This window comes from Kluyvera fluvialis (assembly GCF_059725275.1).
In genome coordinates, this window is the sequence record NZ_AP046142.1 from 631,334 (window position 1) to 658,055 (window position 26,722).

At 53.5% G+C, this 26,722-nt stretch carries 27 protein-coding genes; 11 read left to right on the forward strand and 16 right to left on the reverse strand.

The annotated features are described in order from the left end of the window. Nucleotides 1–22 precede the first annotated feature (22 nt). The 6 genes from tdcD to AC6I4B_RS03115 all read left to right on the forward strand — a co-directional run bounded on the left by tdcD (nucleotide 23) and on the right by AC6I4B_RS03115 (nucleotide 8,762). Complete coding sequence (gene tdcD, locus AC6I4B_RS03090; protein WP_497769519.1) at nucleotides 23–1,231, forward strand: propionate kinase; 1,209 nt, start codon at nucleotides 23–25, stop codon at nucleotides 1,229–1,231. Nucleotides 1,232–1,390: 159 nt separating this feature from the next. After that, nucleotides 1,391–3,688 carry a formate C-acetyltransferase gene (gene pflB / locus AC6I4B_RS03095; protein ID WP_497769520.1) on the forward strand — a complete coding sequence of 766 codons (2,298 nt, stop codon included), beginning with the start codon at nucleotides 1,391–1,393 and terminating at the stop codon, nucleotides 3,686–3,688. A 14-nt stretch (nucleotides 3,689–3,702) separates the two neighbouring features. After that, complete coding sequence (locus tag AC6I4B_RS03100) at nucleotides 3,703–4,098, forward strand: enamine/imine deaminase (protein ID WP_497769522.1); 396 nt, start codon at nucleotides 3,703–3,705, stop codon at nucleotides 4,096–4,098. A 65-nt stretch (nucleotides 4,099–4,163) separates the two neighbouring features. Continuing rightward, nucleotides 4,164–5,528: an L-serine ammonia-lyase gene (tdcG, locus tag AC6I4B_RS03105; protein ID WP_497769524.1), complete on the forward strand. Its 1,365-nt coding sequence runs from the start codon at nucleotides 4,164–4,166 to the stop codon at nucleotides 5,526–5,528. 587 nt (nucleotides 5,529–6,115) lie between these two features. After that, complete coding sequence (locus tag AC6I4B_RS03110; protein WP_497769525.1) at nucleotides 6,116–7,441, forward strand: SLC5/6 family protein; 1,326 nt, start codon at nucleotides 6,116–6,118, stop codon at nucleotides 7,439–7,441. A gap of 16 nt (nucleotides 7,442–7,457) precedes the next feature. Next, nucleotides 7,458–8,762, forward strand: a complete 1,305-nt coding sequence (locus AC6I4B_RS03115) for an L-cysteine desulfidase family protein (protein WP_497769526.1) — start codon at nucleotides 7,458–7,460, stop codon at nucleotides 8,760–8,762. Between the two features lie 35 nt (nucleotides 8,763–8,797). Here the strand turns inward: AC6I4B_RS03115 and AC6I4B_RS03120 are convergent, their stop codons facing one another. After that, nucleotides 8,798–8,953, reverse strand: a complete 156-nt coding sequence (locus AC6I4B_RS03120) for a protein YhaL (protein WP_497769528.1) — start codon at nucleotides 8,951–8,953, stop codon at nucleotides 8,798–8,800. Nucleotides 8,954–8,977: 24 nt separating this feature from the next. Next, nucleotides 8,978–9,679 carry a pirin family protein gene (locus tag AC6I4B_RS03125; RefSeq protein ID WP_497769530.1) on the reverse strand — a complete coding sequence of 234 codons (702 nt, stop codon included), beginning with the start codon at nucleotides 9,677–9,679 and terminating at the stop codon, nucleotides 8,978–8,980. A 104-nt stretch (nucleotides 9,680–9,783) separates the two neighbouring features. Here AC6I4B_RS03125 and AC6I4B_RS03130 point away from each other — a divergent pair, with 104 nt between their 5' ends. Then, on the forward strand, nucleotides 9,784–10,680 hold the full coding sequence (locus AC6I4B_RS03130) for a LysR family transcriptional regulator (protein ID WP_497769531.1): 897 nt from the start codon (nucleotides 9,784–9,786) through the stop codon (nucleotides 10,678–10,680). A 44-nt stretch (nucleotides 10,681–10,724) separates the two neighbouring features. On the opposite strand, the gene AC6I4B_RS03135 is transcribed toward AC6I4B_RS03130, so the two are convergent. From AC6I4B_RS03135 to AC6I4B_RS03145, 3 genes are all read right to left on the reverse strand, one after another. Beyond that, nucleotides 10,725–11,093 carry a DUF805 domain-containing protein gene (locus AC6I4B_RS03135; protein ID WP_497769533.1) on the reverse strand — a complete coding sequence of 123 codons (369 nt, stop codon included), beginning with the start codon at nucleotides 11,091–11,093 and terminating at the stop codon, nucleotides 10,725–10,727. A gap of 113 nt (nucleotides 11,094–11,206) precedes the next feature. Next, nucleotides 11,207–12,193, reverse strand: coding sequence for a glutathione S-transferase family protein (locus AC6I4B_RS03140; RefSeq protein ID WP_497771913.1), 987 nt, complete (start codon nucleotides 12,191–12,193; stop codon nucleotides 11,207–11,209). Between the two features lie 78 nt (nucleotides 12,194–12,271). Beyond that, nucleotides 12,272–12,664 (reverse strand): DoxX family protein, encoded by a 393-nt coding sequence (locus AC6I4B_RS03145; RefSeq protein ID WP_062774307.1) that lies wholly within the window; start codon nucleotides 12,662–12,664, stop codon nucleotides 12,272–12,274. Nucleotides 12,665–12,937: 273 nt separating this feature from the next. Here AC6I4B_RS03145 and AC6I4B_RS03150 point away from each other — a divergent pair, with 273 nt between their 5' ends. Further along, a complete protein-coding gene (locus tag AC6I4B_RS03150) occupies nucleotides 12,938–13,855 on the forward strand; it encodes an Rpn family recombination-promoting nuclease/putative transposase (protein WP_497771915.1) in 918 nt (305 codons plus the stop codon). 8 nt (nucleotides 13,856–13,863) lie between these two features. Here the strand turns inward: AC6I4B_RS03150 and AC6I4B_RS03155 are convergent, their stop codons facing one another. The 8 genes from AC6I4B_RS03155 to exuT form a co-directional block, all read right to left on the reverse strand. Next, the gene (locus tag AC6I4B_RS03155; RefSeq protein WP_497769535.1) at nucleotides 13,864–14,154 is read right to left on the reverse strand and encodes a YqjK-like family protein; all 291 of its coding nucleotides are present in this window, start codon (nucleotides 14,152–14,154) and stop codon (nucleotides 13,864–13,866) included. Further along, nucleotides 14,151–14,549 (reverse strand): phage holin family protein, encoded by a 399-nt coding sequence (locus AC6I4B_RS03160; protein WP_497769537.1) that lies wholly within the window; start codon nucleotides 14,547–14,549, stop codon nucleotides 14,151–14,153. The genes AC6I4B_RS03155 and AC6I4B_RS03160 overlap by 4 nt, the downstream gene beginning before the upstream one ends. Nucleotides 14,550–14,551: 2 nt before the next feature. After that, nucleotides 14,552–14,857: an ElaB/YgaM/YqjD family protein gene (locus tag AC6I4B_RS03165; RefSeq protein WP_497769538.1), complete on the reverse strand. Its 306-nt coding sequence runs from the start codon at nucleotides 14,855–14,857 to the stop codon at nucleotides 14,552–14,554. Nucleotides 14,858–14,883: 26 nt separating this feature from the next. Further along, nucleotides 14,884–15,252 carry a DUF1090 domain-containing protein gene (locus tag AC6I4B_RS03170; RefSeq protein WP_497769540.1) on the reverse strand — a complete coding sequence of 123 codons (369 nt, stop codon included), beginning with the start codon at nucleotides 15,250–15,252 and terminating at the stop codon, nucleotides 14,884–14,886. A 146-nt stretch (nucleotides 15,253–15,398) separates the two neighbouring features. After that, entirely contained in the window at nucleotides 15,399–15,779 is a 381-nt protein-coding gene (mzrA, locus tag AC6I4B_RS03175; protein WP_497769542.1) for an EnvZ/OmpR regulon moderator MzrA, read from the reverse strand. Between the two features lie 2 nt (nucleotides 15,780–15,781). Beyond that, on the reverse strand, nucleotides 15,782–16,444 hold the full coding sequence (gene yqjA, locus AC6I4B_RS03180) for a DedA family general envelope maintenance protein YqjA (RefSeq protein WP_497769543.1): 663 nt from the start codon (nucleotides 16,442–16,444) through the stop codon (nucleotides 15,782–15,784). Between the two features lie 310 nt (nucleotides 16,445–16,754). Continuing rightward, nucleotides 16,755–17,531 carry a transcriptional regulator ExuR gene (exuR, locus tag AC6I4B_RS03185; protein ID WP_497769545.1) on the reverse strand — a complete coding sequence of 259 codons (777 nt, stop codon included), beginning with the start codon at nucleotides 17,529–17,531 and terminating at the stop codon, nucleotides 16,755–16,757. A 129-nt stretch (nucleotides 17,532–17,660) separates the two neighbouring features. Next, the gene (gene exuT / locus AC6I4B_RS03190; RefSeq protein ID WP_497769547.1) at nucleotides 17,661–18,965 is read right to left on the reverse strand and encodes a hexuronate transporter ExuT; all 1,305 of its coding nucleotides are present in this window, start codon (nucleotides 18,963–18,965) and stop codon (nucleotides 17,661–17,663) included. Between the two features lie 474 nt (nucleotides 18,966–19,439). Between exuT and uxaC the strand changes: the two genes are divergently transcribed. The 3 genes from uxaC to AC6I4B_RS03205 all read left to right on the forward strand — a co-directional run bounded on the left by uxaC (nucleotide 19,440) and on the right by AC6I4B_RS03205 (nucleotide 22,988). Continuing rightward, complete coding sequence (gene uxaC / locus AC6I4B_RS03195) at nucleotides 19,440–20,852, forward strand: glucuronate isomerase (protein ID WP_497769549.1); 1,413 nt, start codon at nucleotides 19,440–19,442, stop codon at nucleotides 20,850–20,852. Nucleotides 20,853–20,866: 14 nt separating this feature from the next. Beyond that, nucleotides 20,867–22,354, forward strand: a complete 1,488-nt coding sequence (locus AC6I4B_RS03200) for a UxaA family hydrolase (RefSeq protein ID WP_497769550.1) — start codon at nucleotides 20,867–20,869, stop codon at nucleotides 22,352–22,354. 82 nt (nucleotides 22,355–22,436) lie between these two features. Next, nucleotides 22,437–22,988 carry a YgjV family protein gene (locus AC6I4B_RS03205; protein ID WP_497769552.1) on the forward strand — a complete coding sequence of 184 codons (552 nt, stop codon included), beginning with the start codon at nucleotides 22,437–22,439 and terminating at the stop codon, nucleotides 22,986–22,988. 19 nt (nucleotides 22,989–23,007) lie between these two features. On the opposite strand, the gene sstT is transcribed toward AC6I4B_RS03205, so the two are convergent. From sstT to AC6I4B_RS03220, 3 genes are all read right to left on the reverse strand, one after another. Further along, nucleotides 23,008–24,252, reverse strand: a complete 1,245-nt coding sequence (sstT, locus tag AC6I4B_RS03210) for a serine/threonine transporter SstT (protein ID WP_497769553.1) — start codon at nucleotides 24,250–24,252, stop codon at nucleotides 23,008–23,010. 214 nt (nucleotides 24,253–24,466) lie between these two features. After that, nucleotides 24,467–25,435, reverse strand: coding sequence for a TerC family protein (locus tag AC6I4B_RS03215; protein ID WP_497769554.1), 969 nt, complete (start codon nucleotides 25,433–25,435; stop codon nucleotides 24,467–24,469). A gap of 274 nt (nucleotides 25,436–25,709) precedes the next feature. Then, nucleotides 25,710–26,696 (reverse strand): Gfo/Idh/MocA family protein, encoded by a 987-nt coding sequence (locus AC6I4B_RS03220; protein ID WP_497769556.1) that lies wholly within the window; start codon nucleotides 26,694–26,696, stop codon nucleotides 25,710–25,712. Between the last annotated feature and the right edge of the window lie 26 nt (nucleotides 26,697–26,722).

A 26,722-nucleotide genomic window follows, 5' to 3' on the forward strand; every position in this document is an offset into this window, starting at 1 on the left:
TCAGGATGAGCGGAGTCGTAATATGAATGAGTTCCCGGTTGTATTGGTTATTAATAGTGGTTCGTCGTCTATTAAATTCTCAGTACTGGATGTTGATACCTGTGATGTCTTACTGGCAGGTATTGCGGAGGGTATTAATACAGAGCAGGCGGGTTTATCCGTCAACGGCGGCGATGTTTCGCCGCTGTCCCAACCCACTTATGAAGCCGCTTTACAGGCCATTTCGAGTGAGCTGGAAAACCGTAATTTAATCGACAGTGTGGCCTTAATTGGCCACCGCATTGCCCACGGCGGCGATATTTTTACTCAGTCGGTACTGATTACCGATGCGGTCATTGAGAGCATCCGCAAGGTTTCGCCGCTGGCTCCGTTGCACAACTATGCCAACCTCAGCGGGATTGAGTCGGCTCGCCATCTTTTCCCAGGCGTGAAGCAGGTGGCGGTGTTTGATACCAGCTTCCACCAGACGTTACCGCCAGAGGCTTATCTCTACGGGCTGCCGTGGAAATACACCGAAGAACTCGGTGTGCGCCGCTACGGCTTCCACGGGACATCGCACCGTTACGTTGCGCAGCAGGCCTATGACTTACTGGGCTTGCAGGAGCAGGACTCTGGGTTAGTGATTGCTCACCTCGGTAATGGCGCATCTATCTGTGCTGTACGCGACGGACAGAGCGTTGATACGTCCATGGGGATGACGCCGCTGGAAGGGCTGATGATGGGCACTCGCAGCGGCGACGTTGATTTTGGCGCAATGGCGTGGATTGCCAGCCAGACTAACCAGACGGTGAGCGACCTTGAGCGCATCGTGAATAAAGAGTCTGGCCTGCTGGGTATTTCCGGCCTGTCTTCGGATCTCCGCACGCTGGAAAAAGCCTGGCATGAAGGGCATGAACGCGCGCAATTGGCGATTAAAACCTTTGTCCACCGCATTGCCCGCCATATTGCCGGACATGCGGCGTCGCTTGACCGGTTGGACGGTATTATTTTCACCGGCGGCATTGGTGAAAATTCGGTACTGATTCGCCGATTAGTGATGGAACATTTACGCGTATTCGGCGTCGTGCTGAATAGCGAAATGAATAGCCAGCCTAATTCCAACGGCGAGCGTATTATTTCTGACGTAAGTTCTAACGTCGTTTGCGCCGTTATTCCGACCAATGAAGAAAAAATGATTGCACTGGACGCTATCCGTTTAGGAAATAGTAATACGGTAGCGGAATACGCCTGAGTTAATCACTTTCATACACAAAATCATTCAAGTTGCCTTAAGGCGGCGAGCGAGAAAAACCCGATGAGCTTATTCAGGTAAGTGATTCGGGTGAACGAGCGTAGCCAATACTAAGGCTGCTTGAAGGAGGACGTGTATATTATTGAGAGAAGAGTTTTCATGAAGGTAAATATCGATATTAACGATATGCATTTTGCCGATGCATGGCGCGGTTTTAACGGTAGCGAATGGAAAGAAGAAATTAACGTTCGTGAATTTATTCAGCAGAACTATACGCCGTACGAGGGGGACGAATCTTTCCTCGCCCAAGCCACGTCTGCCACCACCGCGCTGTGGGAAAAAGTCATGGCGGGTATTCAAATTGAGAACGCGACCCACGCACCGGTCGATTTCGATACCAATATTGCGACGACGATTACCGCGCATGACGCGGGATATATTGAAAAAGAGCTGGAAAAAATCGTTGGCCTGCAAACCGAGAAACCGCTGAAGCGCGCGCTGCATCCGTTTGGCGGCATCAATATGATCAAAAGCTCGTTTGACGCCTACGGGCGTGAAATGGATGCTGATTTTGAATATCAGTTTACCGCGCTGCGTAAAACGCATAACCAGGGTGTATTTGATGCCTACTCGCCGGATATGCTGCGCTGCCGTAAGTCTGGCGTGCTGACCGGTTTGCCAGACGGCTATGGGCGTGGGCGTATCATCGGCGACTACCGCCGCGTCGCGCTGTATGGCATCCGCTATCTGGTGCGTGAACGCGAACTCCAGTTTGCCGACCTGCAAAATAAACTGGAGTGGGGCGAAAACCTGGAAGCCACTATCCGCCTGCGCGAGGAGCTTTCCGAGCACCGCCGTGCGCTGCTGCAAATGCAGGAAATGGCGGCGAAATATGGTTGTGATATTTCCCGTCCCGCGCTGAATGCGCAGGAAGCGGTGCAGTGGCTCTATTTTGCTTATCTGGCGGCGGTGAAATCGCAAAACGGCGGCGCAATGTCGCTGGGGCGTACCGCCACCTTCCTCGATATTTATATTGAGCGCGATATGAAAGCCGGGCTGCTGAGCGAAGAACAGGCGCAGGAGCTTATCGACCATTTCATTATGAAGATTCGCATGGTGCGCTTCCTGCGTACGCCTGAATTCGACACGCTGTTCTCCGGCGACCCTATCTGGGCGACGGAAGTGATTGGCGGCATGGGGCTGGATGGTCGCACGTTGGTCAGTAAGAACTCGTTCCGCTATCTGCACACGCTGCACACCATGGGGCCAGCGCCGGAGCCGAATTTGACCATTCTGTGGTCGGAAGCGCTGCCGCCAGCCTTTAAACGGTACGCCGCGCAGGTATCGATCGTGACCTCATCGTTGCAGTATGAAAACGACGACCTGATGCGCGCCGACTTCAACAGCGACGATTACGCCATTGCCTGCTGCGTTAGTCCAATGGTGATTGGCAAGCAGATGCAGTTCTTTGGCGCGCGCGCCAACCTTGCCAAAACGCTGCTGTACGCCATCAATGGCGGGGTGGATGAGAAGCTGAAAATCCAGGTGGGGCCGAAAGCCGCACCGCTGATGGATGACGTGCTGGACTACGACACGGTCATGCAGAGCCTTGACCACTTTATGGATTGGCTGGCGGTGCAGTACATCAGTGCGCTGAATGTCATCCACTACATGCATGATAAATACAGCTATGAAGCCTCGCTGATGGCGCTGCATGATCGCGATGTTTATCGCACCATGGCGTGCGGCATTGCTGGGCTGTCGGTGGCGGCAGACTCGTTATCCGCCATCAAACACGCTCGCGTGAAGCCGATTCGAGATGAAAACGGCCTGGCGGTCGATTTTGATATTGAGGGTGAGTATCCGCAGTACGGCAACAACGACGAGCGCGTTGACAGCATCGCCTGCGACCTGGTTGAGCGCTTTATGAAGAAAATCAAAGTGCTGCCGACCTACCGTAACGCCGTGCCAACCCAGTCGATTCTGACCATCACGTCTAACGTGGTATACGGCCAGAAAACTGGTAACACCCCGGATGGCCGCCGTGCGGGCACACCGTTTGCGCCTGGCGCTAACCCGATGCATGGCCGTGACCGCAAAGGGGCGGTGGCGTCGCTGACGTCGGTCGCGAAGCTGCCGTTCACCTACGCCAAAGACGGGATCTCCTACACCTTCTCGATTGTGCCCGCCGCGCTGGGCAAAGAGGATGCGGTACGTAAAACCAACCTTGTCGGCCTGCTGGACGGTTATTTCCACCATGAAGCGTCATCGGTAGAAGGCGGGCAGCACCTCAACGTGAACGTGATGAACCGCGACATGCTATTGGACGCGATTGCACACCCGGAAAACTACCCGAACTTAACGATTCGCGTCTCTGGTTATGCTGTGCGCTTTAACGCGCTCACGCGCGAGCAGCAACAGGACGTTATTTCACGCACCTTTACCCAGGCTCTTTGACTGGCGGAGAACGTATGAAAAAGATAATTGAAACCACGCGTGCGCCGGGGGCGATTGGCCCTTACGTACAGGGGATGGATCTTGGCAAGATGGTTTTTACATCCGGGCAGATCCCGGTTGATCCGCAAAGCGGTACGATCCCTGACGATGTGGCAAGCCAGGCGCGATTAAGCCTTGAGAACGTGAAAGCGATCGTCACTGCGGCAGGCCTTGAGGTGGGCAGCATCGTGAAGATGACGGTCTTTATCACCGATCTTAATGATTTTGCGATCATCAACCAGGTATACCAGCAGTTTTTCGATGAGCATCAGGCGACGTATCCAACGCGTAGCTGTGTGCAGGTGGCGCGCCTGCCGAAAGATGTGAAGCTGGAGATTGAAGCCATCGCCGTGCGGGGCGATAGCCTGTAACTGCACGTTGTCATATCGGGCTACCATCCGGTAGCCCGCTCTCAAGTCGTATCGAGGTCACAGATATGATTAGCACATTCGATATGTTCAAAATTGGCGTCGGGCCATCCAGCTCTCATACCGTTGGGCCGATGAACGCCGGGAAATCGTTTATCGACGAGCTGGTTGCCGGGGGCTATTTGCCGCAGGTCACCAGCCTGACGGTGGATCTTTATGGCTCGTTATCGCTGACCGGCAAAGGGCACGCTACCGATGTCGCGGTGATTATGGGGCTGGCAGGCAATCGCCCTGAAAGCGTGGATATCGACGCCATGCAGCCGTTTATGCGCGCAGTACAGCGCAGCGGGCGGTTGTCCGTTGCACAAGGCGCTGCGGTCATTCCTTTTTCCGTTACCGATGACGTGGTTTTCCACCACCATGCGCTAGCGCGCCACGAAAACGGTATGCGCTTCACCGCCCGACACGGCGACACCGTTTTGCTCAGCCAAACCTACTACTCCATTGGCGGCGGTTTTATCGTCGAGGAGTCGAAGTTTGGTCAGGAATTTGACGTTGAACAGCCCGTACCGTATCCGTTCCACTCTGCCAGCGAGCTGTTGCAGCAGTGCAAAGAGAGTGGGCTGTCTATCTCTGGCTTGATGATGCAAAACGAATTGGCGCTCAGGAGCCGGAGCGAAATTGACGCGGGTTTAACGCGAATCTGGCATGTGATGCGTACCGGTATCGAACGTGGGATGAATACCGAAGGCGCATTGCCCGGCCCGATGAACGTGCCCCGTCGTGCCGTCGCGTTGCGTCGGCAGCTTGTTTCCAGCGACAGCACCTCTAGCGACCCAATGAATGTTATCGACTGGATTAATATGTTCGCGCTGGCGGTCAGTGAAGAAAACGCCGCAGGTGGGCGGGTAGTGACTGCGCCAACCAACGGCGCCTGTGGCATTGTTCCGGCGGTGCTGGCCTATTACGACAAGTTTCGGCGCACGGTCAACGGCAACTCCGTCGCCCGTTTTTTACTGGCTGCGGGAGCCATTGGCGGGCTGTATAAGCGCAATGCGTCAATTTCCGGCGCGGAAGTGGGCTGCCAGGGGGAGGTGGGCGTTGCCGCCTCGATGGCGGCGGCCGGCCTTGCTGAACTCTTGGGCGGTAGCCCGCAGCAGGTGTGTATGGCGGCGGAAATCGCTATGGAGCACAATCTGGGGCTGACCTGCGACCCTGTCGGCGGGCAGGTACAAATTCCGTGTATCGAGCGTAATGCGATTAATGCCGTTAAAGCGGTTAACGCCGCGCGCATGGCGATTCAACGCACCAGCGAGGCGCGGGTTTCTCTCGATAAAATCATCGAGACGATGTACGAAACCGGTAAAGATATGAATGAGAAATACCGCGAAACATCGCGCGGAGGGCTGGCTATTAAAGTGCTGTGTAATTAGCGAGTTATGGTTTAAATCGCCTCTTTTTCGCGATGAGTGAAACGCCTCTGGTCAGTTTGCCAGGGGCGTTTTTTTTGCCATCAGTCAGCCGCTAATCAATGTAAAATCAGTAGTGTATTCTGCTGTCTGTTTACCGAATGTACACAATCATTAGTGTTATATTCTAAAGCGGGCTAATGCTGTGATAACCATCATTTTTTGTCATTCTTGGTGGTTACATTTCGTTAACGCACAGGCTTGCGCTAACTCACAGAATCTCCCGCGCCACGCTGCTGCGCAGAAAGTGGTGAAGAACATCAATCCTTTATAAAACAGTTTGTTAGGTTTTTTCCGGGGGGGCCGGGAATAAGCAAATCCTCTCTTTTTTTACAAAAGGAGAAATTAAAGGCCTAATATTGCGCTGATTGGGGCAATATTTTCTCCTGGCGAGGTTTCCCGCCGCTGGAGTGGCAACTTTTTTCTCCTTAGCCAGCGCTATCATCTGCTCACTATAAAAAGGCAGTTAATAAGACTGCGATGTAAAGATGTATGGAACATCATGCTTAATTAAAACAATAAACCCTACAAACGAAGAGTGAGAATTTTTCATGGAAACAATATCAGTTGTACCCGTGCATACCTCAACGGCGGCTACACGAGCAGGCATGTCGGAAAGTGAATGGCAGGCTGCGATAAAGTTCGACAGTACCGATGTTGGCTGGGTGATTATGAGCATCGGGATGGCGATTGGCGCAGGGATTGTGTTTTTACCCGTTCAGGTGGGATTAATGGGCCTGTGGGTGTTCCTGCTGTCGTCTATTGTCGGTTATCCGGCGATGTATCTGTTCCAGCGCCTGTTTATTAATACTCTTGCGGAGTCACCAGAGTGCAAAGACTACCCGAGCGTCATCAGCGGTTATCTCGGTAAAAACTGGGGGATATTATTAGGCGCGCTCTATTTCATCATGCTGGTTATTTGGATGTTCGTGTACTCCACGGCGATCACCAACGACAGCGCCTCTTATCTGCATACTTTTGGCGTCACCGACGGGCTGCTGTCCGAAAACCCGTTTTATGGCCTGGTACTGATTTGCGTGCTGGTGGCTATCTCCTCGCGGGGGGAAAAGTTGCTGTTTAAAGTGTCCAGCTTTATGGTGCTGACCAAGCTGCTGGTGGTGGCTGCGTTGGGCGTTTCGATGGTGGGCATGTGGCATTTATATCATGCCGGTACTCTGCCGCCGATGGGGCTGTTGATTAAAAATGCGATTATCACGCTGCCGTTTACGCTGACGTCGATTCTGTTTATTCAGACCCTCAGCCCTATGGTTATCTCCTATCGCTCAAAGGAAAAATCGCGGGAAGTGGCTCGTCATAAGGCGCTGCGCGCGATGAATATCGCCTTTGGTATTCTGTTCGTCACCGTCTTTTTCTATGCGGTTTCTTTCACCCTGGCGATGGGCCACGATGAAGCGGTAAAAGCCTACGAGCAGAATATCTCAGCGCTGGCGATTGCGGCGCAGTTTATCAACGGTAGCGCGGGGGCCTGGGTCACGGTCGTCAGCGTTATTCTGAATATTTTTGCGGTTATGACCGCGTTCTTCGGTGTCTATCTCGGCTTTCGCGAAGCCACTCAGGGGATTGTGATTAACCTGCTGCGTCGCAAAATACCGGAAGACAAAATCAACGAGAAATGGGTTCAGCGCGGCATCATGGTGTTCGCCATTTTGCTGGCCTGGAGCGCGATTGTGCTTAATGCTCCGGTGCTGAGTTTCACCTCAATCTGTAGCCCTATCTTTGGGATGGTGGGCTGTCTGATTCCGGCCTGGCTGGTCTATAAAGTGCCAGCGCTGCATAAATACAAAGGTGTCTCTCTGGTGATTATCATCATCACCGGCCTGCTGCTGTGCGTTTCTCCGTTCCTGGCATTCTCCTGATTGATTGGTGGTAAAAATGGTTGAAGTAACAATGAACCCGCTGTGGGATGCGCTGATTCAGGCGGTAAAACAGAACGTCAAACCGGCGATGGGCTGCACGGAGCCGGTATCACTGGCGTTGGCTAGCGCCATTGCCGCCTCGCATCTGGCGGGTCGTGTGAGCCATATTGACGCAAAGGTATCGCCTAACCTGATGAAAAACGGCATGGGCGTCACCGTACCGGGTACAGGGATGGTCGGCCTGCCGATTGCGGCTGCCATCGGGGCGCTGGGCGGCGACCCACAGGCTGGGCTGGAAGTGCTGAAAAGTGCGTCGGTCGAGGCTATCGCCGCCGGAAAACTGCTGCTGGCCAGCGGTAAAGTCTCAGTCACCATTCAGGAACCCTGCGACGAAGTGCTGTATGCCAGTGCGACCGTCTATAGCGTTGATGAATCCGCCACGGTGACCATTGCCGGAGGCCATACGCGGATTGTCCGTATCGTCAAAAATGGCGTTACGCTACTGGATGCCAGCGCCTGTACCGGCGCGGAGGAGGAACCGGCGGTATCGCTGGAGAACGTGACGCTGGCGCAGGTGGTGGAATTTGCCGAACAGGTAGCGTTTGAAAAAATCGGCTTTATCCTCGATGCAGCGCTGCTCAACAGTGCGCTCTCTCATGAAGGGCTGCGCGCACAGTATGGTTTGCACATTGGCGCGACGTTGCAGCGCCAGCGTGAGCGCGGGCTGCTGGCAAAAGATCTGCTGAGCGACATTATGATTCGCACCTCGGCGGCATCGGATGCGCGGATGGGCGGCGCCTGTCTGCCCGCGATGAGTAACTCAGGCTCTGGGAATCAGGGGATCACTGCCACCATGCCGGTAGTGGTGGTGGCCGAGCACCTGGGCTGCTCGCAGGAGAAACTGGCGCGCGGGCTGATTTTGTCGCACCTGACGGCGATTTATATTCACCATCAATTGCCGATGCTGTCGGCGCTGTGCGCTGCGACAACGGCGGCGATGGGCGCGGCGGCGGGGATCTGCTGGCTGATTGACGGCAGCTATCGCACCATTTCGATGGCTATCAGCAGCATGATTGGCGATGTCAGCGGGATTATCTGCGATGGCGCTTCTAACAGTTGTGCGATGAAAGTCTCGACCAGCGTTTCGTCGGCGTGGAAAGCGGTGCTGATGGCGTTGGATGAAACGGCGGTGACCGGCAATGAAGGGATTGTGGCGCACGATGTCGAGCAGTCCATCAGCAACTTGTGTGCGTTGGCCTGTCATTCAATGCAGCAAACCGATAAGCAAGTGATTGAAATTATGGCCAGTAAACTGGCGTAATCGAGTGCCCCGACGTCGGGTCGGGGCCGCTCTTTTTAGGCTGCTACGGTTTCTTCTGCCTGGCGGCTTTCAGCTTCTGCAACAATCGCTTCCAGCTCGCTAAGCATCTCTTCAACACCGAACTCTTTTGGCGCACTCACCGGCTGTACGGCTTTTACCGTCGGCTGTTTTTTATTGTTTCTCTTGCTCATTTTCTCGCTACCCTGAAGTGTGTACTACACCGGTAAATCTATCAGTAAAGCGCGCAGCGGGGTATCGGCCACGAGGGTGATATTGCTTTCGTCACGAATAAATGCGCCATCGCCACAGGTTAAGGCCTGTTTTTCCGCTTCGTGGGCGAGGGCATGAACCGTGCCGTGAATCGACTGCAAATAAGCACGTGGCCCATGAAGCTGTAGGCTCACCTGCTCGCCTTTCGCCAGCTCAATATGGTGCAGCCACACCTGTTGGCGCAGTTGCAGGCTATGCTGGCTGCCGTCTGGCGAGGCCAGCAGTTGATGTGTGGCATCGCGCAGCGCTATTTTCTGCACTGGGGCGTTTTCACGCTCCGGGCAGGCATCCAGCCAGATTTGGATCCGGGTTAATGACTTCTCTTTGCTGAGGTTATGCTCGCTATAGCTTACGCCTGGCTGAGTGGCTATCAGCAGCGCTTCACCGGCTTTCGCCTGAATATGGTGGCCTTCACTGTCGCGGTATTCGGCTTCCCCTTCCAGAATCAGGTTCAGGATATCCACCTTCGGATAGGTACGTGGCTGGAAGGCGGCCCCTGGCGCAAGCACTTCCTGATTCAGTACGCGCAAAGAGGCGTAGCCCAGCAATTTCGGATCAAAGTAGTGTCCAAAAGAGAAGGTGTAGCGTGCCTGTAGCCAACCGAAGTCCGCTTGTCCGCACTGTTTCGCTGTTCTTGTGGTAATCATCTTCTTGACCCTCCTTTACACTAAATCAATGGTAAAGGTATGGACGCTGCATTGTTAGCCAGATATTCTGCCCAGTATGTTCAAATTTCCTGAATGAGCACGCCATGGCTAAAGAAAGAGCACTGACGCTAGAAGCATTACGAGTAATGGACGCCATCGATAGGCGCGGTAGCTTTGCTGCGGCGGCTGATGAGCTGGGACGCGTACCTTCGGCATTAAGTTACACCATGCAAAAGCTGGAAGAAGAGCTGGATGTGGTGTTATTTGACCGTTCAGGTCATCGAACAAAATTCACCAATGTCGGGCGTATGCTGCTTGAGCGCGGGCGCGTGCTGCTGGAAGCGGCGGATAAGCTCACCACTGATGCCGAAGCGCTGGCGCGCGGCTGGGAAACTCACTTAACCATCGTGGCAGAAGCGCTGATCCCCACGCCGACGCTGTTCCCGCTGGTTGAAAAGCTGGCGTTGAAATCCAATACGCAGTTGTCGATTATCACCGAGGTGCTGGCCGGTGCCTGGGAGCGTCTGGAGCAAGGGCGCGCGGATATCGTGATTGCGCCGGACATGCATTTTCGCTCCTCTACCGAGATAAACTCTCGCAAGCTGTATTCGGTGATGAATGTGTATGTTGCCGCGCCGGATCATCCTATCCATCAGGAAGCCGAGCCGCTTTCCGAGGTGACGAGGGTGAAATATCGTGGGGTTGCGATTGCCGATACTGCCCGCGAGCGCCCGGTGCTAACGGTGCAGTTACTGGATAAACAGCCGCGTCTGACGGTGACGTCAATGGAAGAAAAACGTCAGGCTTTGCTGGCGGGGTTGGGCGTGGCGACCATGCCGTATCCGCTGGTGGAAGACGACATCGCACAGGGGCGTTTGCGTGTGGTCAGCCCGGAATATACCAGTGAGATTGATATCATTATGGCCTGGCGGCGAGATAGCATGGGCGAGGCCAAGTCGTGGTGTCTGCGTGAAATCCAAAAGCTGTTAGCCGTGAAATAGCCTGGGGTTACCCGGCGGCGCGATGCGTGCCGGGCAAATGCGGTTTATTGTGAGTTGCGTTTCGGGTCTGCGCCAAAGCGGTTGTCACCCGGCGTTCCTGCCTGGCAGTTGAAAATCAAAATCACCAGCCAGCCTACCAGCGGAATAATCAGCAGCAACAACCACCATGCCGAACGGTTGGTGTCGTGCAGGCGGCGGAATTGAACGGCTAATCCGGGTAAGAAAACCAGAATACCGTAAAGCGTGGTAAGGACACCTTCGCCACCCGCACGCTGCCAGCCGAGTATTTTATCCACCACGCCCAGCACCAGCGTCAAAATGACGTTCACCAGCACAAACATCCAATACTCTTTGCGACGCGCACGACCGCCAAAACCAATATAGTTACGTAATACGCTGAGATACCAATCCATTTTTTTGCCTCGGTTGACCATTAATCTCTGACTTTTAACACAATCAACATAATGATAGACGCGAATTGGCAATCTGAAGGCATCAGGGCATCGATTGTTGATGCCCCGTTTGCTTAGCGGAAACGAACGTCCCTGCCGTGCGGCTCATCCAGATCCTGCCAGGGGCCAATAGAGATAATCCCGGTGGGGTTAATGGTTTTGTGGCTGCGGAAATAGTGATGACGAATATGGTCGAAATTCACGGTTTCTGCGATGCCGGGCATCTGGTAGATATCGCGCAGGAAGCCGTACAGATTCGGATAGTCACTGATGCGATGCTTGTCGCATTTAAAGTGCGTGACGTACACCGGATCAAAACGCACCAGCGTCGTCCACAGGCGGATATCCGCTTCGGTAAGCTGGTTACCGGTGAGATAACGCTGGGTATCGAGAATGTTCTCCAGCCTATCCAGCGAACTAAAAAGTTTCTCTACCGCTTCGTCGTAGGCAGCCTGGCTGGTGGCAAAACCGGCCTTATAGACGCCGTTGTTGACGGTATCGTAGATCCAACCATTCAGCTCATCAATTTTCTCGCGTAACGCCTGCGGGTAGTAGTCACCCGCTTTTGCGCCGAGCGCATCAAAGGCGGTGTTAAACATGCGGATTATCTCCGCCGATTCATTGCTGACGATGGTTTGATTCTTTTTGTCCCACAGCACGGGAACGGTCACGCGCCCGGAATAGCTCGCGTCGGCGTGTTGATACAACTGATACAAGAACGAGTGCTGATAAAGCGTATCACCGGTGGCTGCCGGAAAATCGCCGTCAAACGTCCAGCCGTTCTCCAGCATCAATGGGTGAACGACAGAAACGGAGATGAACGGCTCCAGCCCTTTCAGTGTGCGAAGTATCAGCGTGCGGTGCGCCCAGGGGCAGGCGAGAGAAACGTACAGATGATAACGATCTTTCTCGGCGGCAAACCCCCCGTTACCCGTTGGGCCTGCTTCGCCGTCGGCGGTGAGCCAGTGACGAAAAGCGGAGACTGAACGCTGGAAACGCCCGCCGGTTGATTTGGTGTCATACCAGGTATCCTGCCAGATGCCGTCAATAAGTTGTCCCATCATGTTCTCCTTCTGATAGCAAAAGCGAGGAGATATCTCCTCGCTTTTTTCTTCATTCAGCCATTCAGTATAGGTGGCTTACCACTTTTTATTCAGTACACGGTCGATACTGAATGCGCCCGGACCAGTGATACCCAGCAGCAGGTAGCCGCCAGCGATGGTCAGGTTTTTCATAAACATCAGTGAGTTCATGCCTTCCGCAAAGTTGCTGTGGAAAAGGAATGCGGTCAGCAGCGTAAAGCCTGCGGTGAACAGCGCTGTGGTGCGAGTCAGGAAACCGAACAGAATCGCCAGGCCGCCGCCAAACTCAAGCAGGATGGTCAGCGGCAGCAGGAACCCCGGAACGCCCATCGCTTCCATGTATTGTTGTGTGCCCGCATACCCGGTGATTTTGCCCCAGCCTGCCGTGATAAACAGAATTGGCATCAGAATACGAGCAACCAGGAAACCAACATCTTCTAATTTTTTCATCTTTCTCTCCAGAGAGCCTTGCGGGAAATTGAACCATTTTATTGAGCATTTCCACACTGATAGCGTGTGTCTGCTCTCGATGGAGAGAAATATAACCGTGGCGAATAACAATTGTTAGCAAGGAAAACTGTTGAACATCTTCAAAGAATCTGAGCAATGATGTATGAGCGCAACCTTTTTTCCGAGTAGCTTCGCAGACCGAAAGTTAGCTGCTGGTATGCCTTTATGAAGTCAGCCGATACTCGCCGTGGGCTACTTGAGGGACAGGATGTCATGGTGAATCACAACGCTTTTACACCGCATGACGCGCTTTTTAAGACGTTTATGTCACACCCACCGACAGTCCGTGATTTTCTGGCAGTCCATCTACCTGCCAGACTGCTCGCCATTTGCGATCTTCAGACGCTGCATCTGGAGTCGGGGAGTTTTATCGATGAGGCATTGCGGGCAAGCCATTCTGATGTGCTGTGGTCGATACGCACACAGAATGGCACGGGCTACATTTATGCGCTGATTGAACATCAAAGTTCGGCAGATAAACATATGGCCTTTCGCTTAATGCGCTATGCCTTTGCGGCAATGCAGCGCCATCTTGAGGCTGGGCACGATAAGTTGCCGTTGGTTATTCCTGTTCTGTTCTACCATGGGGAACAAAGTCCGTATCCGTTCTCAATGAAATGGCTGGATGAGTTTGCCGAACCTGAGGTGGCGCGAGTACTCTACGAAGGAGCGCTGCCGCTGGTGGACATCACCGTGCTTTCAGATGATGTCATCATGGAGCATCGGCGCGTCGCCCTGCTGGAGTTTTTACAGAAAAATATCCGTCGGCGAGATTTGATGGCAATGACGGCTCATTTGGTCAAACTACTGCAAGCAGGGCACACCACGGACGCGCAGTTTAATACGTTAATAAACTATCTGGCTCAGGCCGGAAGAACCAACCATCCAGAGGGGTTCTTTCGGCAGTTGGCGAGCAAAATGCCACCGAGCAGGGAGAAACTGATGAAAATAACGCTGGTTGAATGGGCAGAGCTGCAGCATGAAAAAGGTAAGCAGGAAGGCCGCGAAGTAGGGGAGACGCTCGCCGCGCTGAAAATCGCACAGGCGATGATAAGCCACGGTATTGCGCTGACTACCGTGGCTGAAACAACGGGGCTATCGTTGGATAAACTCAATGAGATGAGCGCGTAACCGCGAGACTAGCTCACTTTACGCAGCAGATTTTTGGCCATCCGCCAGGTGCTCCAGACGCCGATACCGCGTCTGGCCCAGCGTACCAGGAAGCGAGGATGGCGCAGTGATACCACCGCCATCGCGCTGCTGGCGACCATCACCCACGAACGCAGGCTAACAAGGCGGCTCCAGCCGTTGTCGTAGACCTGTGTGACGTCCAGCCAGTCGCGACGGCTGGCGCTGAGATCCAGCCGTTGCTGCTGAATCTGGCGCAACAACGCGGCTTTGCGTTCCGCTCGCTCCTGTCGTGAACTCATGGCTCGTCGCTCTCCAGCAGGGTGCGATCGTTAGCTAGCTCATGGCGCGTATGACGCAGTAGCGTAGAACGCCGGGCTTTGCGCAATGTCCAGACGCCGCCGATTAACGCCAGCAGTAGCAGCGTGCCCGTGGTCGCAATCATAACCGGTAAACGGTATTGCGGATCGACGGCCCAGATTATCAGCACCAACAGGCTCATCAGGCCGAAAGCGGTAAACAGCAGGGTAAGCCCTGCCATTAACAGCAGTTGGAAGAGGTTTGCTTTCTCCTCTTCCAACTCCACGACCGCCAGGCGCAGACGTGTCTCAACCATCTGAACCAGCAGGGTGACAATACGCTGGCCGATGCCCAGTACGTTTTTACCCGGCCCTTGCGCGTGGTGAGAATCGCTCATGCTTAACGGCGAGTCAGCAGAACGCCCAGCACCAAACCGACAGCTGCACCGATTCCGACGCCAGTCCATGGGTTTTCGCGCACGTAGCCATCGGCTTTTGCCGCAGCTTCTCGCGTCTGTTTTGCCAGTGCATCGCTGGTTTCCCCCAGACGAGCACGGCTCTCTTTGAGCGCGCTTTCCGCTTTGCTACGCAGTTTGCCCAGCTCTTCTTTGGATTTATCGGTGGAAGTATTCAGCACTTCTTCCAGTGTATCTGACAGCGCTTTCAACTCTGCGCGTAGCTGTTCTGAGGTTGAATCTTTAGGCATTATCTCTCTCCTGTAAGGGTTTCCACTCAATACTCTCGGGATTCCAACGCGTTCAGTTCTTGCTGGGCTTCTTTCAGTTTACGCTCACGTTTGGCCACTTTGTCCGCATCGCCGGTCTGTTGGGCTTCTCTCAAGTCCTGCTCACGTTCGCGAATTTCGTCTTTCTGCTGCGTGATCTTTGCCTGGTGATCGGCACGCAGTTTGCTGTCAGTACAGTGTGCTTTCACTTCGCTCAACGCCTTTTTCAGGCCGTCGATACGGTGTTGATTGTTATGTTTTCCGGCATAGCCAATCTCACGTTGAATGTTCTGCTCTTTTTCCTGACATAACGATGTTGCTGCTGCGCTAGCGCTAAGAGAAGCGAGAGTGAGCGCAAGTACGATGCGGTATTTCATGTGTGAACCTTCCATTGTGCGTAGTACATCGGAATGTACTTTTCCCAGCGAGTGAGCATCTGTTGCGATGCCCACAACACTAAGCATAGTAAGTAAATTTAGAAATCACCAAAGTAAGTGAAATTATTCGGAATCCTGGAAGGTAGCTAGCCAAATCGATGCGAGGTATCACGAAGAAGAGACAGCCAACTTGTCGGATCGTTATTTTCATCCTGCAACGCAATAACGTAGACGTGTGGCAGGGTGCTATCCAGCACGCGTTTTGCCGCCGCGCTCTGTTCACTGGATTCAAAGGTAATGAGTAGCGCATTATCCTGTGGGGTAATGCTTTTAAATCGAATGCCATTGGCATCAAGATGATGCGAGATGGAGAAGCCATCAGGAATACTGGCCTGGTGGATTGGGCGAATCGCTAAAGTGGACTCTTCGCACTGTAGCGCGGTCCACAGCCAAAGCATCATGCACAATATCAATATGACGCTAAGGCTTAATGCAAACCGGCGGAACAGGATACGGTTTGACCCCATAATTACCCTCGATTACCGTATTTTTTCTTCCACACCACCACCAGCGAGCCAATCAGGCCAAATACCAGCAGCACGACTGGCAGCAGCATCAGGCATGACATCAGCGCGTCTTCATATTTCTGGAAGACAGGGGTTTTGCCAAGCAGATAGCCGATCGTGGTCAGAATAAGTACCCACAGCAGGCCGCTCATCCAGTTGAAGAACTGGAAACGCGCATTGTTCAAACCGGACAGGCCCGCAATAGTAGGCAGCAAAGTACGGACAAACGCGATAAAGCGACCAATCAGCAACGCGGAAAGACCATGTTTATGGAACAGGTGATGCGCGCGCTGATGGTAGTGGGCGGGAAGGTGTGATAGCCAGTTCTGGACGATACGCGTATTGCCCAGCCATTTACCCTGGATATAGCTTAGCCAGCAGCCGAGGCTGGCCGCGACTGTCAGTACGAAAACCGTCTGTGGGAAGCCCATTGCCCCTTTGGCAATCAGCACTCCGACCAGAACCAGCAGGCTATCACCTGGCAAGAAGGCGGCCGGAAGTAGACCATTCTCCAGGAACAGGATCATAAATAAGACAAAATAGAGCATACCAATCATGGAGGGATTCGCGAGTGTCTCGAAATCCTGATTCCACAGGGCATTTAACAGTTGGGTTAGTAGTTCCATTCACGATTCCTGGTACATCGATTAAGGTAATGCCTGAATGCGCTGCGATGTCTTCTCTGTTTCTATTTTAATAGCATCGCGGTAAATATACGCTGAACAGTCCATGTTTTGGCGAAATAATCTATTACTCATCTATCAAACGACAAAATGCATGCAATTGTAACAAACTGGCAAGTTTGCCGTCATAGAAATTGCAATTTGTTGCAGATTGATTTTGCGGCTTCGAGCAGGGAGAGGCTAGGGGATTTACAAACGCTTACCCACCTTGAAAGTCAGGCAAGCCGTTGCGGCCTGCCTGTTGCTACGTGGCTTATTTATCGCCGATAGAGACAGTATCGAGGTGTACGACGGGGTTTTCTGCGAACAGATAACGGTCGGCGTTGAACTCAAAATCATCGCTGGTTTCGTTGAACAGCATCAGCTTGGTGTTTTCAAGATGCTGCCACATGGCCAGTTTTGCCGCGTGTGGATCTTTGCGAATCAACGCCTTGAGGATTTGATCGTGGTCATCGCACCAGTTATCCACGGTACGAGAGTCGATATGGTCGTGGAGTTTTTTCCAGTACGGGTTATGCACGCGCTGAGTCCACATTTTCTCGACGATAGCCGCCAGCGCTGTATTCTGCGTAGCCAAAGCAACCTGCACGTGGAACTGGAGATCCCACTCGGAGTCACGGAAGCATTTCTCTTTGCGCGCCTTATCCTGAATCTCCATCAGCTTCATGATGTCCTGCTTGGTGACCTGGGTCGCCGCAAACTCTGCAATATTGCTTTCAATGAGCTGTCGTGCCTGGAGCAGTTCGAACGGGCCGTAGTTGGCGAACTCCATATTTTCATCTGGCGCTTGATGGTGCTTGGCTTGATTCGAAATAACATGGATGCCTGAGCCTTTGCGGACTTCAACATACCCTTCGACTTCCAGCATGATAATGGCTTCGCGAACCACCGTACGGCTGACGCTCTTTTCATCGGCAATAAAACGCTCAGCAGGCAGTTTATCGCCCACAAGGTAAACGCCTTGCTCAATGCGTTCTTTTAGCTCAGCGGCAAGTTGCTGATACAAGCGACGTGTGTCGGTGATTTCCATATGCTCTCCAGGCAGGGTACGGCAGATTAAATTTGTTATACCACTTTTACAAGCTACTCACCACAATCGGGCATGAAAAAAGCCGCCTGTATTAAGGCGGCTTGTGGAAAAACAAACGGTTGTCACCGATTAGTTTTGTGTCGCCTGCTGCGTTGAGGTGTTTGCTCCAGACTGGCCATCGTCAGCCGGTTTGTTTTGCAGAACCGTCCAGATAACCAGCGCACCTAACAGGTCGAAGACAGCCAGTACCGCAAACAGCGGGCTGAAGCCGATGGTGTCAGCCAGCGCGCCGACGACCAGGGCAAACAGGGTGCTCGCCAGCCAGGCAGACATGCCGGTCAGCCCGTTAGCTGTAGCCACTTCGTTACGACCGAAGACGTCAGAAGACAGGGTAATCAGCGCACCGGACAGCGCCTGGTGAGCAAAACCACCGATACACAGCAGGGCAATCGCGATATACGGGTTGGTAAACAGGCCAATCATCCCAGGGCCAATCATCAGTACCGCACCCAGCGTTACGACCATCTTACGGGAAACAATCAGGTTCACACCAAACCAGCGCTGGAACAGCGGCGGCAAGTAACCCCCCAGTACGCAACCAACGTCAGCGAACAGCATTGGCATCCACGCAAACATGGCGATTTCTTTCAGGTCAAAGCCATAGACTTTGAACATGAACAGCGGGATCCAGGCGTTGAATGTCCCCCACGCTGGCTCTGCCAGGAAGCGTGGCAGGGCGATACCCCAGAATTGGCGGTTACGCAGAATCTGACCAACGGACATTTTCTTCGCCGTACCGACCTGGTGCTGCGCTTCTTGACCATTAATGATGTAGTCGCGTTCTTCGTCAGTCAGTTTTTTCTGGTCACGCGGGTGTTTGTAGAAAATCAGCCACGCCATCGCCCATACGAAGCTCAGCACACCAGAGATAATGAACGCCATCTGCCAGCTGTGCATCACGATAGCCCATACCACCAGCGGTGGCGCGATCATCGCACCGATTGAGGAGCCAACGTTAAAGTAGCCTACCGCGATAGAACGTTCTTTCGCCGGGAACCACTCGGAGCTGGCTTTCAGGCCAGCAGGAATCATTGCGGCTTCTGCAGCACCCACCGCACCACGTGCGATGGCCAGCCCGCCCCAGCTTCCCGCCAGCGCTGTTGCGCCACAGAAAACGGCCCAGGCAACGGCGAAGAAGGCGTAACCAATTTTGGTACCCAGAATATCCAGAACGTAGCCCGCAACGGGCTGCATGACGGTATAAGCAGCGGAATAAGCCGCGATGATGTACGAATATTGCTGTGTGGAAATATGCAGCTCTGCCATCAGAGTCGGTGCAGCCGCTGCAACGGTATTACGTGTCAGGTATCCCAGCACGGTGCCCATCGTCACCAGTGCAATCATGTACCAACGTAATCCTTTAATTTTACGCATGTAAACCTCATCGTGTTGTTATCACTGCGAGTCCCGCAGCCATCTTCCTTTACCAGAGGAGGATGTCATTCTCGAAGGGCTTACCGGGGGGAGTGAATCCCGGTACGGCCCGAACTTACCATTAGCTGGTGTGTTGAATTCGGTATCCGTACCGCTTAATCAGGTGTTGTATGAACCACTGCTAATGCATTCCATCGTTCAATGTGTTTCGACGGAGTGGAAGATAACTTGTCATACAACTTTAAAAGGTGAATACCGTCACAAAAGAGGTATTTTCCATAGCGTTTAAGGGGTAGATAGAGTAGGCCAGTAATGGCGCGGCCTGCGGCGGTGTTTGGCCATTTTTAATGTCATTTTTTGTCAGTGTTTATTGATCTAACTCACGAAAAAATCTTCGGCTCAGCGAAATTGGTGTGATAACTTTGACGGCATTACAGATAAACATCTGACCCACTCGCTGAGAGGAAGACGATAATGACCCCGTTTATGACTGAAGATTTTCTGTTAGACACCGAATTTGCCCGCCGCCTGTACCACGACTACGCAAAAGACCAGCCGATTTTCGACTACCACTGCCATTTACCGCCGCAGCAGGTGGCTGAAGATTATCGTTTTAAAAACCTGTATGACATCTGGCTGAAAGGCGATCATTACAAATGGCGCGCTATGCGTACCAACGGTGTGGCAGAACGTCTGTGTACCGGCGATGCGTCTGACCGTGAGAAATTCGACGCGTGGGCTGCAACCGTACCGCACACCATCGGTAACCCGCTGTACCACTGGACTCACCTGGAGTTGCGCCGTCCGTTCGGGATCACCGGCAAACTGCTGTCTCCGTCTACTGCAGATGAAATCTGGAACCAGTGCAATGACCTGCTGGCGCAAGACAACTTCTCTGCGCGTGGCATCATGAAGCAGATGAACGTGAAAATGGTCGGGACGACTGATGACCCAATCGACTCGCTGGAACACCACGCCACTATCGCGAAAGACGGCTCTTTTGATGTGAAAGTGCTGCCAAGCTGGCGTCCAGATAAAGCGTTCAATATTGAACAGGCAACCTTTAACGACTACATGGCGAAGTTGGCAGAAGTCTCCGATACCGACATCCGTCGCTTCGCTGACCTGCAAACCGCGCTGACCAAACGCTTGGATCACTTCGCTGCTCACGGTTGTAAAGTGTCTGACCATGCGCTGGACGTGGTGATGTTTGCTGAGTCTAACGAAGCCGAACTGGACAGCATCCTGGCGCGTCGCCTGGCGGGTGAAACCCTGAGCGAGCACGAAGTCGCGCAGTTCAAAACCGCCGTGCTGGTGTTCCTCGGCGCGGAATATGCCCGTCGCGAATGGGTACAGCAGTATCACATTGGCGCGCTGCGCAATAACAACCAGCGTCAGTTCAAACTGCTGGGCGCGGATGTGGGCTTTGACTCCATCAACGACCGCCCAATGGCGGAAGAACTGTCTAAGCTGCTGAGCAAACAAAACGAACAGAATCTGCTGCCAAAAACCATTCTGTACTGCCTGAACCCGCGCGATAACGAAGTGCTGGGCACGATGATTGGTAACTTCCAGGGCGAAGGTATGCCGGGCAAAATGCAGTTCGGTTCCGGCTGGTGGTTCAATGATCAGAAAGACGGTATGGAACGTCAGATGACGCAACTGGCGCAACTGGGTCTGCTGAGCCGTTTCGTTGGTATGCTGACCGATAGCCGTAGCTTCCTGTCCTACACCCGTCATGAATACTTCCGCCGTATTCTGTGCCAGATGATTGGCCGCTGGGTGGCGGCGGGCGAAGCCCCTGCCGACATCCAATTGCTGGGTGAAATGGTGAAAAATATTTGCTTTAACAATGCGCGTGACTACTTCGCCATTGAACTGAACTAAGGTCTGGGGTTGGTATGCAATACATCAAGATCCATGCGCTGGATAATGTCGCAGTAGCGCTCGCTGATTTAGCTGAAGGCACCGAAGTGACGGTTGACGGGCAGGTGATAACCCTGCGCCAGCCGGTGAGTCGAGGCCATAAGTTTGCTTTATGCGACATCGCGAAGGGCGACAACGTCGTTAAATATGGCTTGCCTATTGGCCATACGCTGGCCGATGTTGCGGCGGGCGAGCATATTCATGCTCACAACACGCGTACGAATCTGAGCGACCTGGACACGTATCGCTACCAACCGGATTTCCAGGCAGAGGTTGCCCAGCCAGCCGATCGCGAGGTGCAGATTTATCGCCGCGCAAACGGGGATGTCGGGGTGCGTAACGAACTGTGGATTTTGCCCACCGTCGGCTGCGTTAACGCGATGGCACGTCAGATGCAGAATCGTTTTCTGAAAGAGACTCACGACGCCGAAGGTATCGACGGCGTCCATCTTTTCAGCCACACCTACGGCTGTTCACAGCTTGGCGATGACCACATCAACACCCGTACCATGCTGCAAAATATGGTACGCCACCCGAATGCGGGCGCGGTGTTGGTGGTTGGCCTCGGTTGTGAAAACAACCAGGTCGAGGCCTTCCGCGAAACGCTTGGCGAGTTCTCTCCTGAACGCGTTCACTTTATGGTCTGCCAACACCAGGAAGACGAAGTGGAAGCAGGGGTCGAACATCTCCACCAGTTGTACAACGTGATGCGCAACGACAAACGCGAGCCGGGTAAATTAAGCGAGCTGAAGTTTGGTCTGGAATGCGGCGGTTCTGATGGCTTGTCCGGTATCACCGCTAACCCGATGTTGGGCCGTTTCTCCGACTATGTGATTGCTAACGGCGGGACGACGGTGCTCACCGAAGTGCCGGAAATGTTCGGCGCCGAACAACTGTTGATGGATCACTGCCGCGATGAAGCCACGTTCGAGAAACTGGTGACCATGGTCAATGACTTTAAGCAGTACTTTATTGCCCATGACCAGCCGATTTACGAGAACCCATCACCGGGTAACAAAGCGGGTGGGATTACCACGCTGGAAGATAAATCGCTGGGCTGCACGCAGAAAGCTGGCTCCAGTAAAGTGGTCGATGTGCTGCGCTACGGCGAACGTCTGAAAACCCACGGCCTGAATCTGCTTAGCGCACCGGGTAACGATGCGGTGGCGACCAGTGCGCTGGCGGGCGCGGGCTGCCACATGGTGCTGTTCAGCACCGGTCGCGGTACGCCTTACGGCGGTTTTGTGCCGACGGTAAAAATTGCCACCAACAGCGAGCTGGCGGCGAAGAAAAAGCACTGGATCGACTTTGATGCCGGTCAGCTGATTCACGGTAAAGCGATGCCGCAGTTGCTGGAGGAGTTTGTTGACACCATCGTTGATTTCGCCAACGGCAAACCAACCTGCAACGAACGCAATGATTTCCGCGAACTGGCTATCTTTAAAAGCGGCGTCACATTGTAATAAAAATGTGATCTGATACGATAAAACGGCGTTTCAAATACTGAAGCGCCGTTTTTTTATGGTGTTTAACAAGGACTCTTTCATGACTGCGTATTGGCTAGCCCAGGGCGTAGGTGTTCTCGCATTTTTAATCGGCATCACCACCTTTATCAACCGCGACGAACGGCGCTTTAAGTTCCAGCTCTCTTTGTATAGCGCCACTATCGGCGTCCACTTCTTTTTGATGGGAGCCATTCCCGCCGGAATGAGCGCCGAGCTAAACGTTATTCGTACTATCGTGTCGGTTTACACGCGCCGCCTGTGGGTGATGTGTGTGTTTATCGCGCTAACGCTGATTCTCGGGCTGGGTAAATTACATCACCCGATGGAACTGCTGCCGATTATCGGCACGGTCGCCAGTACCTGGGCGCTGTTTCGCTGCAAAGGGCTTACGGTACGCTGTGTGATGTGGTGCTCGACTGCCTGCTGGGTTCTGCATAATTTTTGGCTAGGCTCGATTGGCGGCACGATGATTGAAGGCAGCTTCCTGGTCATGAACGGCCTCAACATTATCCGTTTCTGGCGGATGCAGCGTAAAGGCATTGACCCTTTTAAGGTCGAGAAGAAAGAGCAGGAAGAAAACCCCTCCGCCTGATGGCGAAGGGGCTGAAGGGCTAGCTGCGCAGGGCGTTTTTTGCCAGGCGAGCATCTTCCGCCTGACACACGGCGGCGGTGAACAGAACGTCGGTTGACGAGTTGATAGCCGTCTCGCAGGAGTCCTGCAACACGCCGATGATAAAGCCGACGGCGACCACCTGCATGGCGATTTCGTTCGGTATGCCGAACATATTACAAGCCAGAGGGATTAACAGCAGCGAGCCACCCGCCACACCCGACGCGCCGCAGGCACACAGTGACGCAACCACGCTTAACAGCAGCGCGGTAGGCAAATCGACCTGAATGCCTAAGGTGTGTACCGCCGCTAACGTCAGCACGGTGATGGTTATCGCCGCCCCGGCCATATTGACCGTCGCCCCCAGTGGAATCGACACCGAATAGGTATCTCTATCCAGGTTGAGCTTCTCGCACAGCGACATATTCACCGGAATATTCGCCGCTGAACTGCGGGTGAAGAAGGCGGTGACGCCGCTTTCGCGCAGGCAAGTGAGTACCAGCGGATACGGGTTACGGCGAATCTGCATAAATACCAGCAACGGGTTAATCACTAACGCGACTACCACCATACAGCCCAGGAGTGCCAGCAAGATTTGCGCGTAGTCCCACAGTGCGGAGAAACCCGTGGTCGCAAGGGTAGAAGACACCAGACCGAAGATACCGATAGGCGCAAAACGGATAACCACTTTTACAATAAAAGTGACGGCGTTTGACATATCGTTGACCAGGTTTTTGGTGGTTTCATTGCTATGACGCAGCGCAAAACCGAGGCCCACCGCCCACACCAGAATGCCAATATAGTTGGCGTTAATCAGCGCATGGATAGGGTTTGCCACAATGCTCATCAGCAGCCCATGCATCACCTGCACAATGCCGGTTGGCGGGGTGATATCCGTCGCGCCGGTTGAGAGTTGCAGTGTGGATGGGAACAGAAAACTGACCAGCACCGCCGTCAGCGCGGCGGAAAACGTGCCCAGCAGGTAGAGCCAGAGAATAGGGCGAATATTGGTTTTCTGCCCCTGTTGATGGTTGGCGATGGAGGCCATCACCAGCGTCAGTACCAGTACCGGAGCAACGGCTTTCAGCGCACCAACAAACAGCGTGCCCAGCAGGCCGGTCGCTTCCGCCGCCGGTTTCGACACCAGTGCAAGGGCGATACCCAGCACTAAACCTATCAGTATTTGTTGTACCAGACTTCCCTGCACCAGGCGGCGGAAAAGGCTGGAAGACGGAGATCTCGTCATGAATATATTCCTTCCAGTGATGTGATGTGCCATCCTGCGGACGTATTATTTGTTACGTTTATGTAAGGATGTAAATAAGTGTTTGCCTGGTTGAGTATAAGGAAAGTTGCCAACTGAGGAAGCGTAAAATGCTGTAATTTACGCCATGCGTCATATTTTTTAACTTTAAATTTACATAATTGCTGGGCGGCGCATTACCGCCCAGCGAGAACGCTTAGCGCTGCGTGTTCTTCTTATCGTGCTGATGGTTAACCCAGGCATTGAGTAGCAGGGTAACCGTCAAAATCCCGAAAACGACGCCCAGCGAGACGGCTATCGGGATGTGATAGAACTCGACTATCAGCATCTTGATACCGATAAACACCAGAATGACCGACAGCCCGTATTTGAGCATCGAGAAACGCTCCGCCACGCCAGCCAGCAGGAAGTACATCGCACGCAGGCCGAGAATCGCGAACAGGTTAGAGGTCAGGACAATAAACGGATCGGTAGTGACCGCAAAAATAGCCGGGATGCTATCGACCGCGAAAATCACGTCGCTTAGCTCAACCAGAATCAGCACCAGCAGCAAAGGCGTGGCAAACAGCACGCCATTCTTACGGGTAAAGAAGTGCTCGTTCTCGATTTTATCGGTCATGCGCAAATGGCTGCGCAGCCAACGAACTAACGGTTTATCGCCAATGCCGCCTTCGTCCTCTTTCGCCAGCGCCATCTTAATACCGGTGAACAGCAGGAACGCGCCAAAGACGTACAGCAACCACTCGAACTGCGAGATAAGCCAACTGCCCGCGAAGATCATAATCGTACGCAGTACAATCGCGCCCAGTACGCCATATACCAGCACGCGGCGCTGCAATGCCGCCGGTACGGAAAAGTAGCTGAACAGCATCAGCCAAACGAAGACGTTATCCACCGCCAGTGATTTTTCAATCAGATAGCCGGTGAGGAAAGCCAGCGCCTGAGGATCGGCCACCGCGCGGCCCTGGGTTTGAACCAGATACCACCAGAAAGCGGCGTTGAACAACAAAGAGAGGGTGACCCAAACCAGCGACCAGCTTGCTGCTTGCTTCATGGTCATGGTGTGCGCGCCACGACGGCCCTGCAACAGCAGGTCGATAGCGAGCATAATCACCACCACGACAGCGAATCCGCCCCACAGTAACGGTGTGCCGACAGTATTCATAACTCAATTCCTTACGCATAAAAAAAACGGCTAACGTCAGAAGACGATAGCCGTTGCTTTTCTACGCATAGACCTCGCCTTCCGGCAAGGTCTCACTTACAACAAGAAAGGAATACGTTGCCGCATTCCTTTTTCGTTGCCCGGCGACCGGATACGGTTTTGCACGTATCGTAATGACGATCCACCGACAAGGAAGTTACTCCCCTTTGCTCGTTACAAAATATGACAGGCCACTGATTTCGTCAATGGCCTGTAACATCTCTTTTACGTTGTTTTACGCAGTCGGCGCATCTGCCGGGAACACGACGCCGGTTTGGCGGCGAATTTCGGTCTGCACCTGGGCGGTAATGCGGCTCACCTCAAGGCTTGGGTGATTCACTTCATTGTTTTCAACCAACCGCGCAAACGCCTCTGCTTCATACAGCATGGTATTAATATGCTGCGGCTGGCTGAGATCTTGTGCTTTGCTGCCACGAGGAATAAAGCACAGCTTTTGGCACTCGGAGATTTTCTCAATCACCAGCGATCCCTCCTCGCCCTGAATCTCGCTTGGCAGGGTGGAATCACTCACTTTGGAATGCTGTAGCGTGACGCTGAAATCGCCGTAATCCAGCACGACGACGCCGTGGGCATCAACACCGCTGTCGAGCAGGCTGGCAGAGGCCTGCACCTGTTTCGGCTCGCCCCACAGCGCCACCGCCGATGCCAGGCAGTAAAAACCGATATCCATAATCGACCCATTTGAGAAGGCCGGATTAAAGGTATTTGGGTTTTCACCGTTGAGATAACGCGGGTAGCGGGAAGAATACTGGCAGTAGTTGATGAATGCTTTGCGGATCCGGCCAATCTTTGGCAACGACTGTTGCAGCAGTTGGAAGTTAGGCAGGCTGGCGGTTTTGAACGCTTCGAACAGCACCACCTGATTTTCACGGGCCAGCGCAATGGCTTGCTCTACCTCGTGCAGGTTCGACGCCAGCGGCTTCTCGCAGATAACATGCTTTTTATGGCGTAAAAACAGTGCCGTTTGCGGGAAATGCAGCGAGTTTGGGCTGGCGATATACACCGCGTCAATGGCATCACTTTGCGCCATCGCATCGAGCGAGGTAAACAGGTGCTCGACGGGATAATCATTGGCGAAGCTTTGCGCCTGTTCGAGGCTGCGGGAATAAACTGCGGTTAACTTATATTTGCCGCTCTCATGAGCGGCATCGACAAACTGGCGGGTTATCCAGTTTGTGCCAATAACAGCGAAACGTATCATAAACGCCTTCTGGCTCCATAAAGGGA

What these genes read in the sequence shown, in the direction of transcription:
- tdcD (WP_497769519.1), top strand. Translation starts at nt 23, where the DNA reads ATGAATGAGTTCCCGGTTGTATTGGTTATTAATAGTGGTTCGTCGTCT.
- pflB (WP_497769520.1), top strand. Translation starts at nt 1,391, where the DNA reads ATGAAGGTAAATATCGATATTAACGATATGCATTTTGCCGATGCATGG.
- AC6I4B_RS03100 (WP_497769522.1), top strand. Translation starts at nt 3,703, where the DNA reads ATGAAAAAGATAATTGAAACCACGCGTGCGCCGGGGGCGATTGGCCCT.
- tdcG (WP_497769524.1), top strand. Translation starts at nt 4,164, where the DNA reads ATGATTAGCACATTCGATATGTTCAAAATTGGCGTCGGGCCATCCAGC.
- AC6I4B_RS03110 (WP_497769525.1), top strand. Translation starts at nt 6,116, where the DNA reads ATGGAAACAATATCAGTTGTACCCGTGCATACCTCAACGGCGGCTACA.
- AC6I4B_RS03115 (WP_497769526.1), top strand. Translation starts at nt 7,458, where the DNA reads ATGGTTGAAGTAACAATGAACCCGCTGTGGGATGCGCTGATTCAGGCG.
- AC6I4B_RS03120 (WP_497769528.1), bottom strand. Translation starts at nt 8,953, where the DNA reads ATGAGCAAGAGAAACAATAAAAAACAGCCGACGGTAAAAGCCGTACAG.
- AC6I4B_RS03125 (WP_497769530.1), bottom strand. Translation starts at nt 9,679, where the DNA reads ATGATTACCACAAGAACAGCGAAACAGTGCGGACAAGCGGACTTCGGT.
- AC6I4B_RS03130 (WP_497769531.1), top strand. Translation starts at nt 9,784, where the DNA reads ATGGCTAAAGAAAGAGCACTGACGCTAGAAGCATTACGAGTAATGGAC.
- AC6I4B_RS03135 (WP_497769533.1), bottom strand. Translation starts at nt 11,093, where the DNA reads ATGGATTGGTATCTCAGCGTATTACGTAACTATATTGGTTTTGGCGGT.
- AC6I4B_RS03140 (WP_497771913.1), bottom strand. Translation starts at nt 12,193, where the DNA reads ATGGGACAACTTATTGACGGCATCTGGCAGGATACCTGGTATGACACC.
- AC6I4B_RS03145 (WP_062774307.1), bottom strand. Translation starts at nt 12,664, where the DNA reads ATGAAAAAATTAGAAGATGTTGGTTTCCTGGTTGCTCGTATTCTGATG.
- AC6I4B_RS03150 (WP_497771915.1), top strand. Translation starts at nt 12,938, where the DNA reads ATGGTGAATCACAACGCTTTTACACCGCATGACGCGCTTTTTAAGACG.
- AC6I4B_RS03155 (WP_497769535.1), bottom strand. Translation starts at nt 14,154, where the DNA reads ATGAGTTCACGACAGGAGCGAGCGGAACGCAAAGCCGCGTTGTTGCGC.
- AC6I4B_RS03160 (WP_497769537.1), bottom strand. Translation starts at nt 14,549, where the DNA reads ATGAGCGATTCTCACCACGCGCAAGGGCCGGGTAAAAACGTACTGGGC.
- AC6I4B_RS03165 (WP_497769538.1), bottom strand. Translation starts at nt 14,857, where the DNA reads ATGCCTAAAGATTCAACCTCAGAACAGCTACGCGCAGAGTTGAAAGCG.
- AC6I4B_RS03170 (WP_497769540.1), bottom strand. Translation starts at nt 15,252, where the DNA reads ATGAAATACCGCATCGTACTTGCGCTCACTCTCGCTTCTCTTAGCGCT.
- mzrA (WP_497769542.1), bottom strand. Translation starts at nt 15,779, where the DNA reads ATGGGGTCAAACCGTATCCTGTTCCGCCGGTTTGCATTAAGCCTTAGC.
- yqjA (WP_497769543.1), bottom strand. Translation starts at nt 16,444, where the DNA reads ATGGAACTACTAACCCAACTGTTAAATGCCCTGTGGAATCAGGATTTC.
- exuR (WP_497769545.1), bottom strand. Translation starts at nt 17,531, where the DNA reads ATGGAAATCACCGACACACGTCGCTTGTATCAGCAACTTGCCGCTGAG.
- exuT (WP_497769547.1), bottom strand. Translation starts at nt 18,965, where the DNA reads ATGCGTAAAATTAAAGGATTACGTTGGTACATGATTGCACTGGTGACG.
- uxaC (WP_497769549.1), top strand. Translation starts at nt 19,440, where the DNA reads ATGACCCCGTTTATGACTGAAGATTTTCTGTTAGACACCGAATTTGCC.
- AC6I4B_RS03200 (WP_497769550.1), top strand. Translation starts at nt 20,867, where the DNA reads ATGCAATACATCAAGATCCATGCGCTGGATAATGTCGCAGTAGCGCTC.
- AC6I4B_RS03205 (WP_497769552.1), top strand. Translation starts at nt 22,437, where the DNA reads ATGACTGCGTATTGGCTAGCCCAGGGCGTAGGTGTTCTCGCATTTTTA.
- sstT (WP_497769553.1), bottom strand. Translation starts at nt 24,252, where the DNA reads ATGACGAGATCTCCGTCTTCCAGCCTTTTCCGCCGCCTGGTGCAGGGA.
- AC6I4B_RS03215 (WP_497769554.1), bottom strand. Translation starts at nt 25,435, where the DNA reads ATGAATACTGTCGGCACACCGTTACTGTGGGGCGGATTCGCTGTCGTG.
- AC6I4B_RS03220 (WP_497769556.1), bottom strand. Translation starts at nt 26,696, where the DNA reads ATGATACGTTTCGCTGTTATTGGCACAAACTGGATAACCCGCCAGTTT.